Source organism: Streptomyces sp. PsTaAH-137, assembly GCF_003259365.1.
Taxonomy (GTDB): Bacteria; Actinomycetota; Actinomycetes; order Streptomycetales; family Streptomycetaceae; genus Streptomyces.
This window is the reverse complement of record NZ_QLLY01000004.1, coordinates 450,154-463,467: the sequence shown is the minus strand read 5'-3', so window position 1 is coordinate 463,467 and position 13,314 is coordinate 450,154. Positions and strand designations below refer to the sequence as shown.

General features: G+C 68.5%; 8 protein-coding genes. 5 read left to right on the top strand and 3 right to left on the bottom strand.

All coding sequences use genetic code 11. The annotated features are described in order from the left end of the window. Positions 1-126: 126 nt before the first annotated feature. On the top strand, positions 127-1,158 hold the full coding sequence (locus K377_RS11170) for an alanine racemase (RefSeq protein ID WP_111663069.1): 1,032 nt from the start codon (positions 127-129) through the stop codon (positions 1,156-1,158). Between the two features lie 82 nt (positions 1,159-1,240). Here K377_RS11170 and K377_RS11165 read toward each other — a convergent pair whose 3' ends face one another. After that, positions 1,241-2,752: a glycosyltransferase family 87 protein gene (locus K377_RS11165; RefSeq protein ID WP_111663068.1), complete on the bottom strand. Its 1,512-nt coding sequence runs from the start codon at positions 2,750-2,752 to the stop codon at positions 1,241-1,243. 120 nt (positions 2,753-2,872) lie between these two features. Continuing rightward, complete coding sequence (locus K377_RS11160; RefSeq protein ID WP_111663067.1) at positions 2,873-5,602, bottom strand: transglycosylase domain-containing protein; 2,730 nt, start codon at positions 5,600-5,602, stop codon at positions 2,873-2,875. A 371-nt stretch (positions 5,603-5,973) separates the two neighbouring features. Between K377_RS11160 and K377_RS11155 the strand changes: the two genes are divergently transcribed. From K377_RS11155 to K377_RS11145, 3 genes are all read left to right on the top strand, one after another. After that, a complete protein-coding gene (locus K377_RS11155; protein WP_111663066.1) occupies positions 5,974-6,654 on the top strand; it encodes a PadR family transcriptional regulator in 681 nt (226 codons plus the stop codon). Between the two features lie 43 nt (positions 6,655-6,697). Further along, on the top strand, positions 6,698-7,780 hold the full coding sequence (locus K377_RS11150; protein ID WP_111663065.1) for an inositol-3-phosphate synthase: 1,083 nt from the start codon (positions 6,698-6,700) through the stop codon (positions 7,778-7,780). 134 nt (positions 7,781-7,914) lie between these two features. Further along, on the top strand, positions 7,915-9,174 hold the full coding sequence (locus K377_RS11145) for an MFS transporter (RefSeq protein ID WP_111663064.1): 1,260 nt from the start codon (positions 7,915-7,917) through the stop codon (positions 9,172-9,174). A gap of 74 nt (positions 9,175-9,248) precedes the next feature. Here the strand turns inward: K377_RS11145 and K377_RS11140 are convergent, their stop codons facing one another. Continuing rightward, positions 9,249-10,721, bottom strand: a complete 1,473-nt coding sequence (locus tag K377_RS11140) for a CCA tRNA nucleotidyltransferase (RefSeq protein WP_111663063.1) — start codon at positions 10,719-10,721, stop codon at positions 9,249-9,251. A gap of 221 nt (positions 10,722-10,942) precedes the next feature. Here K377_RS11140 and K377_RS11135 point away from each other — a divergent pair, with 221 nt between their 5' ends. Beyond that, complete coding sequence (locus K377_RS11135; RefSeq protein ID WP_111663062.1) at positions 10,943-13,312, top strand: DUF6049 family protein; 2,370 nt, start codon at positions 10,943-10,945, stop codon at positions 13,310-13,312. The last annotated feature ends 2 nt before the right edge of the window (positions 13,313-13,314 follow it).

Sequence of the window (13,314 nt, the reverse complement as noted above, 5' to 3'; positions counted from 1 at the left end):
CCCGCAGGATCCGGCACGGCACTTCGCGCTCTGTTTGCCCGGCGGACCCGGCACAATTCATGTAGCTCCAAAGTCTCTTCATACCTCTGCTACACCGCAGCCACGAGAAAGGTTCCGGGACCGGCCATGGCGCTCACGCTCTACGTCGACACCGCGCGCTGGCGGGCACACCACAAGCACGTGCTCGAGCAGTTTCCGGGGCTCGTCCCCGTGTGCAAGGGCAACGGCTACGGCTTCGGCCACGAACGGCTTGCGGAGGAGGCCACGCGCCTCGGCTCCGACATCCTCGCCGTGGGGACCACCTACGAAGCCGCCCGGATCAAGGACTGGTTCAGCGGTGACCTGTTGGTCCTGACCCCGTTCCGGCGCGGCGAAGAACCGGTTCCGCTGCCCGACCGTGTCATCCGCTCCGTCTCCTCCGTCGACGGCGTGCACGGCCTCGTCGGCGCCCGCGTCGTCATCGAGGTCATGTCCTCGATGAAGCGGCACGGCGTGACCGAGCAGGACCTGCCCCAGCTCTCACACGCCATCCAGGACGTACGCCTGGAGGGCTTCGCCATCCACCTGCCGCTGGACCGCACCGACGGCTCGGACGCCGTCGAGGAAGTCATCGGCTGGATGGACCGGCTGCGCGCGGCCCGGCTGCCGCTGCACACCATGTTCGTCAGCCACCTCAAGGCCGAGGAGCTGGCCCGCCTGCAGCAGCAGTTCCCGCAGACCCGCTTCCGCGCTCGTATCGGCACGCGGCTGTGGCTGGGCGACCACGAGGCCACCGAGTACCGCGGCGCCGTCCTGGACGTCACGCGCGTCGCGAAGGGCGACCGGTTCGGCTATCGCCAGCAGAAGGCGGCCTCGGACGGCTGGCTGGTGGTCGTGGCCGGCGGAACGTCGCACGGTGTGGGTCTGGAGGCCCCGAAGGCGCTGCACGGCGTCATGCCGCGCGCCAAGGGCGTCGCCCGCGCCGGCCTGGCGACGGTGAACCGCAACCTCGCGCCGTACGTCTGGTCGGGCAAGCAGCGCTGGTTCGCCGAGCCGCCGCACATGCAGGTGTCGATCCTGTTCGTGCCGTCGGACGCGGCCGAGCCGAAGGTCGGCGAGGAACTGGTGGCCCATCTGCGGCACACCACCACCCAGTTCGACCGGATCGTGGACCGCTGAGGCGGACCGGCACACGACGGACAGAGGGCGGGGCGGGCACTTGTGAAGTGCCCGCCCCGCCCTCTGTCCGTCCGTCGTCCGGTCAGTGTGAACCGTCGGGGCTCTTGCCCCAGTCCACCGACGCGGGCGGCTGCTCCCAGTCGTGGGCGGCGTGCCGCGGGGGATGGGCCGCGTAGCCGAGGACGAAGACGTCCTCCGCTCCGTCCAGCACCCCGCCCGAGGGGTCGTCGTCCCCGGAGCGCCGCACCACGTCCCGCTCGGGCAGCCAGATGTCCCGCACGATGACGGCGCACAGGTACAGCGTGCCCAGCAGGTGCACGGCGATGGCCAGCTGGTAGCCCTCGGTGGGCAGGCCCTGGTGCTTGTCGCCGCTGGTCGTGTAGGCCAGGTACAACCAGATGCCCAGGAAGTACGCGACCTCGCACGCCTGCCAGATCAGGAAGTCCCGCCACTTGGGCCGGGCCAGGGCGGCGAGCGGGATCAGCCACAGTACGTACTGCGGCGAGTAGACCTTGTTGGTGAGGATGAAGGCCGCGACCACCAGGAAGGCGAGCTGCGCGAAGCGCGGCCGTCGCGGGGCGGTGAGCGTCAGGGCCGCGACGGCGAGGCAGGACACCACCATCAGGGCCGTGGCCAGCGTGTTGACGACGTCCGTGTCGAGCGGCGTGTCCATGTGCTGGGAGAGGATCAGCCAGAAGGAGCCGAAGTCGACACCGCGTTCCTGGCTGAACGTGTAGAACTTCGACCAGCCCTCGGGCGCGAGGATCATCACCGGCAGGTTCACGACCAGCCACGAGACGACCGCGCCCAGCGTCGCGATCCCGAAGTCCCGCCACTTGCCCGCCCGCCAGCACAGCACGAGCAGCGGGCCGAGCAGCAGGAAGGGGTAGAGCTTGGCGGCGGTGGCGAGCCCGAGCAGGATGCCGAACGCGAGGGCGCGGCCGCGCGACCACATCAGCATCGCGGCCGCTGTGAGGGCCACTGCGAAGAGATCCCAGTTGATGGTGGCGGTCAGCGCGAAAGCGGGCGCCAGAGCGACCAGGAGGCCGTCCCAGGGCCTCCTGCGGTGGGTCCTGGCGACACACACGGCGATGACCGCCGCGCAGATCATCAGCATCCCGGCATTGACCATCCAGTACACCTGCTCCTGGTGCTGGATGGTGCCGCCGCCGGGGGTCAGCCAGGCGGCGACCTCCATGAACACACCGGTGAGGACCGGGTATTCGAGGTAGTCCATGTCGCCGGGCAGCTTGTCGAAGTACGGCACGAGACCGTCGGCGAAGCCGCGCCCCTGGTAGAGGTGCGGAATGTCCGAGTAGCAGGCGTGCGTGTACTGGGAGCTCGCGCCGTAGAACCAGGCGCCGTCGTAGCAGGGGAACTTCTGCACCATGCCGAGCGCGAACATGCCGAGCATGACGAGCGCGATGACACGTACAGGGGTCCACCAGGAGCCGCCGAGCAGCCCGCGCCGCCCGAAGGGTCCACCGATGAACTCGCTGCCGGCCGCGGCGACCTCGTCCTCTCTGGTCGGCCGTACGAGGTCCGGCTGCTGCGGGTTCACACGCGTCGTCTCTGCACTGGGCATGCCGCACATCCTGCCGTACGCGGCTGAGAACGGGGCGAGGGCCGCCGCACCCGATCGGTGCGACGGCCCTCGACTGTCCTCAACCACACACTGTTTCACGTGAAACACGCTGTGTGACAAGAATGGTGGCTAGCCGGTTCCTCCGAAGAGGCTCCCGCCGTTCTGGTTGCCTCTCGTGTCTCCTGGAGTCTCGGAGGTCGACGGCGACGACGATGCTCCGCCGTCGGCGCCACCGTCCGTCGTCCCACCGGTGTCGTTGCAGTCCCAGTCCGTCCACTTGTTGCACGTCTCGCTGGGGGACGGCGACGGATCGGCGGAAGTCTCGCTCGGCGTCGGGGAGGCCGGGGCCGAGGAGGACGGAGGCGTGCTGACCGTCGGGGTCGGAGTCGGGCTCGCGGTCTCGCCGACGATCTTGCCGATGGGCTCGGGAGCCGGGAAGGTCTCGTACTTCTGGCCCTGCATGGCCTGGGCCATGTAGTCGTGCCAGATCTCCGCCGGGAACGACGCACCGTGGATCTTGTCCTGACCACCCGTTCCGTACATCTCGAGGAACTTGCGGTTCTTGGACTTCTCGTTGTCGTCCATCCGGTACATCGTGATCGCGGTGGACAGCTGCTTGGTGTAGCCCACGAACCAGGCGGACTTGTTGCCGTCGGTGGTACCGGTCTTGCCGGCCACGTCACGGCCCGGCAGCTGTGCGGCCGTACCCGTGCCCTTGTCGACGACCGTCTTGAGGACGTCGGTCACGTTGTTCGCGATGTTCGCGTCGAAGGCCGACTCGGTCTTCTTCTCGTGCCGGTAGATGCGGTCGCCCTCGTGGTAGACCTCCGTCACCGAGTACGGATCGTTCTGCTGGCCGCTGGCCGCGAACGTGCCGTAGGCGCCGGCCATACGGATCGCGCTGGGGTCCGAGGTACCCAGGGAGAAGGAAGGGTAGTTGGCGCTGGCGAAGCTGTTCTCCAGAAGGCCCGCGCGCAGCGCGGACTGCTTCACCTTGTCCAGGCCGACGTCCATGCCCAGCTGCACATAGGCGGAGTTCACGGACTCCCGCATCGCCTCACGCAGGTCGATCTGGTAGGTGGGAGGGTTCAAGGAGTCGCCGCCGTCGTTGGTCTGCAGCCACTCCTTGCCTTCCTTGTCCTTCCAGACCGTGCCGTCGAAGTTCTGGATCTTCAGCTTGTTCTTGCCGCTGTAGAGACTCTTCGGCGAGACGATGGTGCGCGCGCTGTCGGGCTGCTCTGCCGCAAGGTCCGGGTTCCGCACGCCCCACTTGAAGGCGGCCGCCAGAACGAAGGGCTTGAAGGTCGAGCCGACCTGGGCACCCGTCACATCAGCGTTGTTGGTGAAGTGCTTCGTGGCGTCGGCACCGCCGTAGATGGCCTTGATCGCACCGTCCTCGGGGGAGACCGAGGCACCGCCGAACTGGACGTACTTGTCCTTCTCGCGCTGGTCCGGCTTGATGCTCTCCTTGCGGACCTTCTTCACCGCGGCCTCGAGCTGCTTCACCTTCGTTTTGTCGAAGGTGGTGTGGATCTCGTAGCCGCCTCGCTGGAGGGCGTTGGCGGTGACCTTGCCCCCGCTGTTGTTGATGACGTAGGCCTTGGCGAGGTCGACGAGGTAGCCGACCTGGCCGCTCAGCTGGGCGTTGGAGCGCGGGCTCTTCAGCTCGGGGAAGCCCTTTTTGATGAACGTGGCACGCTCGGACGCGGACAGCCGACCGTCCTTCACCTCTTCGCCGAGGATCCAGCTCCAGCGTGCCTTGGCGCGTTCCGTGTTCTTCTCGCGAGTCGCGTTGATCGGGTCGATCTCGGGGGATCCCGCGGGGTCGTAATAGGTCGCGCCCTTGAGCACGGACGCGAGGAAAGCCGTCTGGCTGGCGTTCAATTCAGAGGCGTTCTCGCCGAAGTACGCGCGCGACGCCGCCTGGATCCCGTAGGCACCGCGCCCGTAGTACGCCGTGTTGAGATAGCCGGCCATGACCGTCTTCTTGCCGACCGTCCGGCCGACCTTGATGGAGACGAACAGCTCCTTGAGCTTTCGGGAGACCGTCTGCGACTGGTCGTTGAGCATCGCGTTCTTGACGTACTGCTGGGTGATCGTCGAGCCACCCTGCGTCTGACCGCCCTTGGCCATGTTGGCCACGGCACGGGCGATACCCATCGGGTCGATGCCCTTGTCGGTCTCGAAGGTCTTGTTCTCCGCCGACATGACGGCGTAGCGCATGGACTTCGGGATGTCCTCGTAGTTGATGATCTGCCGGTTGGTCTCACCACCGGTCGCGACCATCTGGGTCCCGTCGGACCAGTAGTAGACGTTGTTCTGGGCCTTGGCCGTGTCGGCGACCGTCGGGGTGTCGACCAGCGCGTAGGCGATGCCCGCGGCCGCCATCATGCTTCCGAGGAAGCCCACGCAGGCGCCCGTCACGAGCCGCCAGGACGGCATCCAGCGACGCCAGCCGTCCTTGTTGGCGCGCGGGTAGTCGATGAACCTCTTCTTCTCCGGGCCACCGGAGCCGCGGCCTCTGCCGCGCCCGGGACCGCTCGGCCCGCCGGGACCGCCGCCGCCACGACGGCCACCGCCACCGGATCCGCCGCGGCCACCGCCCTCGGGGGCTCTGCGCCTTCCTCCGCCACTGCGCTGGGCCGCACGGCGCGCTTCGGCGCGGCCGCCCCAGGGACGATCTTCGGTCCCGCCCTCGGACGGCCCCGATGACATCGGGGCGTCATAGGAACCGGACGGTGAACCGGTGGAGCCGCGCGGTGCCGCGCGGCGGCCCGACTGTGCTCCGGACGCTCCGCGACGGGCCGCGGCACGCCCGCCGCCCTGCGGCGGCGGCGATTTGCGACGGTGCTCGCTCATCGAACGACTACTCCTCGGGCAGGCGCGTCTGGCGCGCCTGGACGACGGCTGGTTTCCGGTCCCCCCGACGTACGGATGCGCACCTTCCGGCGCTCACCCGTACTGCACCCGGGACGACGACGCCCTCAGGCGTCACTCGGTTCCCGGTGGTCTGCATGGCGGACAGACTACGCACCGTCAAAACCCACCTAGGGCCGAAGTTCACCCCAAATCAGGCAAGTTACTTCGTGCGAATCGGTGATGTGACGCCGTTCACCGTGATCCCTCTTGTCGGAGTCGCAGGGTCGTTCTATCGTCGAGATGTATCGAGCCGATACATCAGCACGACATAAAGAGTCGATACATGGGCCCGCGACAGTGAGGAGGCGACGATGAGCCGACGTTCCGGCATCCTCGAATTCGCCGTACTCGGACTGCTTCGCGAGTCCCCGATGCACGGCTATGAGCTGCGCAAACGACTCAATACGTCGCTGGGGGTCTTCCGTGCCTTCAGTTACGGGACGCTGTATCCCTGCCTCAAGACGCTGGTCGCCAACGGCTGGTTGATCGAGGAATCGGGTCCTGGTCCCGCCGACGCCCATGCCGCACCACTCGCAGGGCGTCGCGCCAAGATCGTCTATCGGTTGACGGCGGAAGGTAAGGAGCACTTCGAGGACCTGCTCGCGCAGACCGGCCCCGATGCATACGAGGACGAGACCTTCGCCGCGCGATTCGCCTTCTTCGGGCAGACGTCACGCGATGTGCGGATGAGAGTCCTCGAGGGCCGTCGCAGTCGGCTGGAGGAGCGCCTCGAGAAGATGCGCCTCTCCTTCGCCCGCACGCGGGAGCGCCTGGACGACTACACGCTTGAGCTGCAGCGGCACGGCATGGAGTCCGTGGAGCGCGAAGTGCGCTGGCTGAACGAGCTCATCGAGAGCGAGCGCGCGGGACGCGACCAGCGACGGTCGGGCCCGGAGAGCGCAGCTCAGCAGGACACATCTGGAGAGACGGGCGGCCTGCCCCGGCACCGGGACAGCACCCGGCCGGATCCGTCCGATGACACCGCCATGTGAAGTCCGCTCAGGACTTCACCAGTACACACAGGGAGCAACCGGAATGGGTTCGGTTCGCGTAGCCATCGTCGGCGTGGGCAACTGCGCCGCCTCGCTGGTGCAGGGCGTCGAGTTCTACAAGGACGCTGACCCGGAGACCAAGGTCCCCGGCCTCATGCACGTCCAGTTCGGCGACTACCACGTCGGTGACGTCGAGTTCGTCGCCGCGTTCGACGTCGACGCGAAGAAGGTCGGCCTCGACCTCTCCGACGCCATCGGCGCCTCCGAGAACAACACCATCAAGATCTGCGACGTCCCGAACTCGGGCGTCCAGGTCCAGCGTGGCCACACGCTCGACGGTCTGGGCAAGTACTACCGCGAGACGATCGAGGAGTCCGCCGAGGCCCCGGTCGACGTCGTCCAGATCCTCAAGGACAAGCAGGTCGACGTTCTCGTCTGCTACCTGCCCGTCGGTTCCGAGGACGCTGCGAAGTTCTACGCGCAGTGCGCCATCGACGCCAAGGTCGCGTTCGTCAACGCTCTTCCGGTCTTCATCGCCGGCACCAAGGAGTGGGCGGACAAGTTCACCGAGGCGGGCGTCCCGATCGTCGGCGACGACATCAAGTCGCAGGTCGGCGCCACCATCACGCACCGCGTGATGGCGAAGCTGTTCGAGGACCGCGGTGTCCGTCTTGAGCGCACCATGCAGCTCAACGTCGGCGGCAACATGGACTTCAAGAACATGCTGGAGCGCGACCGCCTCGAGTCGAAGAAGATCTCGAAGACGCAGGCCGTCACCTCGCAGATCCGTGACCGTGAGCTGGGCGAGAAGAACGTCCACATCGGCCCGTCCGACTACGTCGCGTGGCTCGACGACCGCAAGTGGGCGTACGTCCGCCTCGAGGGTCGCGCCTTCGGTGAGGTCCCGCTGAACCTGGAGTACAAGCTCGAGGTCTGGGACTCCCCGAACTCCGCGGGTGTCATCATCGACGCCCTGCGCGCCGCGAAGATCGCCAAGGACCGCGGCATCGGTGGCCCGATCCTCTCCGCGTCCTCGTACTTCATGAAGTCCCCGCCGGTGCAGTACTTCGACGACGAGGCCTACAGCAACGTCGAGAAGTTCATCAAGGGCGAGGTCGAGCGCTGAGCGCCGACTTCTCCTGACGGCCGGCCCGGATGTTTCACGTGAAACCGTGAGGCATTCGTCGCCCGAGGCTGGTGAGGCCCCTGGATCGCACTCTCGTGCGCCGGGGGCCTTCCTCGTATGTGAGGCTGTGCCCCATGGCTGTCGTCCGTGACCTGCGTGTCCTGCTGTGTCTGCGTGACTTCCGGGGCCTGCTCACCCTGCGGCTGCTGTCCCAGGGGGCCGACGGCGTCTACCAGGTCGCGCTCGCCACCTACGTGGTGTTCTCCCCGGAGAAGCAGACCTCCCCGGCGGCGATCGCCTCCGCCATGGCCGTCCTGTTGCTGCCCTACTCGCTCGTGGGACCGTTCGCGGGCGTCCTGCTGGACCGCTGGCGCCGCAGGCAGGTCTTCCTCTACGGCAATCTCCTCCGCGTCGTGCTCGCCTCCGCGACGGCCGCCCTCATGCTGAGCCACGCGCCCGACTGGCTCTTCTACGCCTCCGCGCTCTGCGTCACCGCGGTCAACCGATTCGTTCTGTCGGGCCTTTCGGCCGCTCTCCCGCGCGTGGTCGACGCCGACCGCCTCGTCGTCGCCAACTCGCTCTCCCCGACCGCGGGGACGCTCGCCGCGACCGTGGGCGGCGGTCTGGCGTTCGTGGTGCGTATCGCCGCCTCGGACTCGGATGCGGCCGTCGTGCTGCTCGGCGCCTTCCTCTACCTCTGCGCGGCCCTCGCCTCGTTGCGCATGAACGTAGAACTGCTCGGACCGGACCCCGAGCTGGTGCGGCCACGCCTCGCCTCCGCGCTGTCCGGCGCGGCGCAGGACCTCGTCTCCGGCGTACGGCACCTCGCCTCCCGCCCGGCCGCCGCGCGCGCTCTGGCCGCGATGACAGCGATGCGGTTCTGCTACGGCGCCCTGCTCGTCATGGTGCTGATGCTGTGCCGGTACGCGTGGTCGTCCACGGACGCGCAGGGACTGGCCCTGCTCGGTACGGCGGTGGGGATCTCGGGGGCCGGGTTCTTCGTCGCCGCCGTCATCACTCCGGCCGCCGCAGGACGCTTCGGACCGGCAGGCTGGATGGCGATCTGCGCTGCCGTCGCCGCCGTCCTGGAGCTCGCCCTGGGGCTCCCCTTCGAGCCGGGCCCGACCATGGTCGCCGCCTTCGTCCTGGGGCTGTCCACGCAGGGCGCCAAGATCGCCACCGACACCGTCGTCCAGTCGTCCGTCGACGACGGCTTCCGGGGCCGGATCTTCTCCGTCTACGACGTCCTGTTCAACGCGTCGTTCGTCGGCGCGGCCGGAGTGGCGGCGCTGATGCTGCCGCCGGACGGGCGCTCGGTTCCCCTCGTGGTCCTGGTGGCGTCGGTCTACGCCGCCGTTGCGCTGACGATGCGCCGTCACCGTCGTTTCACGTGAAACAACGCCACCCCTTCAACGACTCTGGGCTCTGTTTCACGTGAAACAGAGCCCAGAGGTCAACGAAGAGCGCGTCAGTCCTGCGCCTGGTCCGCCCACCACTCCTTGAGCGCCGCGACCGCCGCGTCGTGCTCCATCGGCCCGTTCTCCAGACGCAGTTCGAGCAGGAACTTGTAGGCCTGACCGATCACCGGCCCCGGAGAAACGCCCAGCGTCTCCATGATCTGGTTGCCGTCGAGGTCCGGGCGGATCGAGTCCAGCTCCTCCTGCTCCTGGAGACGCTCGATGCGCTCCTCCAGACCGTCGTAGGCCCGCGAGAGCGTGTTCGCCTTGCGCTTGTTGCGGGTCGTGCAGTCGGAGCGGGTCAGCTTGTGCAGCCGCCCCAGGAGCGGTCCGGCATCGCGTACGTAGCGGCGTACGGCCGAGTCCGTCCACTCACCGGTGCCGTAGCCGTGGAAGCGCAGATGCAGCTCCACGAGGCGGGAGACGTCCTTCACCAGCTCGTTGGAGTACTTGAGCGCGGTCATGCGCTTCTTCGTCATCTTGGCGCCGACCACCTCGTGGTGGTGGAAGGAGACCCGGCCGTCGTTCTCGAAGCGGCGCGTGCGGGGCTTGCCGATGTCGTGCAGCAGGGCCGCGAGGCGCAGCGTCAGATCCGGGCCGTCGGTCTCCAGCGCCATCGCCTGCTCCAGGACGATCAGCGTGTGGTCGTAGACGTCCTTGTGCCGGTGGTGCTCGTCGCGCTCCAGACGCAGGGCGGGCAGCTCGGGCAGGACGCGCTCGGCCAGACCGGTGTCGACGAGCAGGGTGAGGCCCTTGCGCGGGTGCGCCGAGAGGATCAGCTTGTTCAGCTCGTCCCGGACCCGCTCGGCGGAGACGATCTCGATCCGGTCGGCCATCGCCGTCATCGCGGCGACGACCTCCGGGGCCACCTCGAAGTCGAGCTGCGCGGCGAACCGGGCCGCACGCATCATCCGCAGCGGATCGTCGGAGAAGGAGTCCTCGGGGGTGCCCGGCGTGCGCAGGATCCGCTCGGCCAGGTCCTTCAGACCGCCGTGCGGGTCGATGAAGTCCTTCTCCGGGAGCGCGACGGCCATCGCGTTCACGGTGAAGTCCCGGCGGACGAGATCTTCCTCGATCGAGTCGCCGTACGACACCTCGGGCTTGCGGGAGGTGCGGTCGTACGCCTCGGAGCGGTACGTCGTGACCTCGACCTGGAAGCTCTGGTCCTCACCGTCGACCCGGGCGTCCTTCTGGCAGCCGACGGTGCCGAAGGCGATCCCGACCTCCCAGACCGCGTCGGCCCACGGCCGGACGATCTTGAGTACGTCCTCGGGGCGCGCGTCGGTGGTGAAGTCCAGGTCGTTGCCGAGCCGGCCGAGCAGTGCGTCCCGGACCGAACCGCCGACCAGGGCGAGAGAGAACCCGGCCTCCTGGAATCTGCGGGCGAGATCGTCTGCGACAGGCGAGACACGCAGCAATTCGCTGACCGCGCGGTGCTGCACCTGGCTCAGGGCACTGGGGTTGTCTTCATTGGCGTTCGGCACAACAGGACAGGGTACGTGCCTCTCACCACCCGGGCCGAACCGTTAGCCGGGGCCGCGGCGTCCTCATGATTGCGGCCCCCTACCCTGGCTGCACGATCTTGCGGGGCGGACCCAGGCACTCAAGCCCAGCCCTGCTCGTTACGATGCGTGGACACATCTGCGACCACTGACGACGACGAGGGACGGACGAGCGCGTGGCCGAGGCGGCAGACTACCCAGGGATGAATCCCTCACCTGCCCGCCGACTGCTGCGGCGCACAGGAGCTCTGCTCGCCGCGGCGCCGCTCCTCGCGGCGCCCGCACTGCTCGTCGGCACCGCACCCGCGCAGGCCGACGCCCCTGCCGCCGCGAGCGCGGCGGCGACCGGCACGAGCACGGTCGACGTGGCGGTGAACGAGCTGTCGCCGAGCGCACCGGTCTCCGGCGACACCCTGACCATCAAGGGCAAGGTCACCAACAAGGGCAGGCAGGCCGTCACCGACGCGCACATCGGCCTGCGGGTCGGCACGTCGTACACCGGGCGCTCGTCGTTGGACCAGGCGGCGAAGAACGGGACGGGCGGCTCCCCGGACGGCTCCGAGGTCCCGGGCAAGTACGCGAAGAAGTTCGCGAAGCTGGAGCCCGGGGTCACCCAGGACTTCACGCTGTCCGTGCCCGTGAAGGCGCTGAACCTGGGCGCCGACGGCGTCTACCAGATCAGCGCCGCCCTCATGGGGCAGACCGCGGCGGCCCCGTACCAGCAGACGCTCGGCATCCAGCGGACGTTCCTGCCGTGGCAGCCCGACGCCGCCGGCACCAGGACGAGGACCACGGTCCTGTGGCCGCTGATCTCCGAGACCGGCCTCACCGCCGAGACGGGGACGAACGAGACGCAGACCGCGGTCTTCGGCAACGACGACCTCGCCAAGGAGATCGCCCCGGGCGGCCGCCTCCAGCAGATGCTGGCGCTCGGCAGCGCGCTGGACGTCACCTGGGTGATCGACCCCGATCTGCTCGCCTCGGTCGACGCCATGACGGAGGCGTACAAGGTCAAGGGAGCGGACGGCAAGCTCACCTCGGGCAGGCAGCAGGGTGTGGCCAACGAGTGGCTGAAGGACCTCCAAGCGGCGGTGCAGGACCAGAAGGTGGTCACGCTGCCGTTCGCCGACCCCGATCTGGCCTCGCTGGCCCACAGCGGCACGAAGGTCACCGGCTCGCTGAGCCACCTCAAGGACGCCACGGACGCCGCCGTGCGGGCCGTGGACACGATCCTCCACGTGACGCCGGACGCCTCCTACGCGTGGCCCGTCGAGGGCGCCGTGGACCGGGACATCGTCAAGGTCGCCACCTCCGCCGGCGCCAACAAGATCATCGCGCGCAGCGACAGCTTCGGTGAGTCCGAGAAACTCTCGTACACGCCGTCCGCGGCCCGGCCCATCGGCGGCGGCACCACAGCGGTGGTCGCCGACGCTCGCCTGTCGACCGCCTTCCAGGGCGACCTGACGAGCGCCGAGCACTCCACGCTCGCCGTCCAGGAGTTCCTCGCCCAGAGCCTGATGCTCGACCGGCAGACGGACCGTCAGCGCACCGCCGTGATCGCCCCGCAGCGCACGCCCACGGCAAGCCAGGCCCAGACGATGGCCAAGGCCGTGGCGGTGCTCCAGGGCGGCACCTGGACGCAGTCGCAGAGCCTGTCCGCGACCGCCTCGGCGAAGCCCGACCCGGGCGCGACGACCACTGTGCCGTCCTCACGCGCGTACCCCTCGAAGCTCCGCAAGCAGGAGCTGCCGCAGTCGGCCTTCGAGCAGATCCAGGCCACCCAGCGCGAGCTGGAGAACTTCAAGGTCGTCCTGACCGACGAATCCCGCGTGGTGACGCCGTTCGGGCGGGCCGTGGACCGGGAGATGTCCACGTCCTGGCGCGGCAGGACGGCGGCCTCCGACGGCTTCCGCACCGGCGTCTCGGAGTATCTGTCCGGCCTCACCGACCAGGTGTCGCTGATCGACAAGTCCGAGGTGAAGCTCTCCGGGCGCAGCGCGACCATCCCGGTGTCCGTGCAGAACAACCTGTGGCAGGACGTCGACCACCTCAAGCTGCGGCTCACGTCCGACAACGGCACCCGTCTGAAGATCGGTGACGGCGCCTCCCAGGAGCAGGAGGTGACGATCACCAGTGGCCACAGCCAGTCCGTGAAGTTCACCACCACGGCCAAGGCCACCGGCCCGGTCTGGGTCTACGCCCAGCTCCTCACCGAGGACAACCAGCCCTACGGCAAGCAGATCGCCTTCCAGGTCGACGTCACCGAGGTCACGCCGACCGTGATGCTCGTCATCGCCGGCGGCGTCCTGCTGCTGGTCCTGGCCGGGTTCCGCATGTACACCCATCGCAAGCGCGCCGCGGTCGAGAAGGCCGGGGAGCCGGACGAGCCGGGTACGGACGGCACGGACGACGGCCCGCGGGACGATGCGGAACCGGCCGCGCAGGCGGAGCCCGAGGACGAGGCGGCATCCCCCGCACGGGCCGACGTCCCGCAGCAGCCGAGTGACCCGGTGGCTGACACCGCTTCCGAAAGCACGGCCCCGTCGAGCACGGGTGAGAGAGTGGACCGTTGAGC

Coding starts and splice junctions, on each gene's coding strand:
- K377_RS11170 (WP_111663069.1), top strand. CDS start 127: ATGGCGCTCACGCTCTACGTCGACACCGCGCGCTGGCGGGCACACCAC.
- K377_RS11165 (WP_111663068.1), bottom strand. CDS start 2,752: ATGTGCGGCATGCCCAGTGCAGAGACGACGCGTGTGAACCCGCAGCAG.
- K377_RS11160 (WP_111663067.1), bottom strand. CDS start 5,602: ATGAGCGAGCACCGTCGCAAATCGCCGCCGCCGCAGGGCGGCGGGCGT.
- K377_RS11155 (WP_111663066.1), top strand. CDS start 5,974: ATGAGCCGACGTTCCGGCATCCTCGAATTCGCCGTACTCGGACTGCTT.
- K377_RS11150 (WP_111663065.1), top strand. CDS start 6,698: ATGGGTTCGGTTCGCGTAGCCATCGTCGGCGTGGGCAACTGCGCCGCC.
- K377_RS11145 (WP_111663064.1), top strand. CDS start 7,915: ATGGCTGTCGTCCGTGACCTGCGTGTCCTGCTGTGTCTGCGTGACTTC.
- K377_RS11135 (WP_111663062.1), top strand. CDS start 10,943: ATGAATCCCTCACCTGCCCGCCGACTGCTGCGGCGCACAGGAGCTCTG.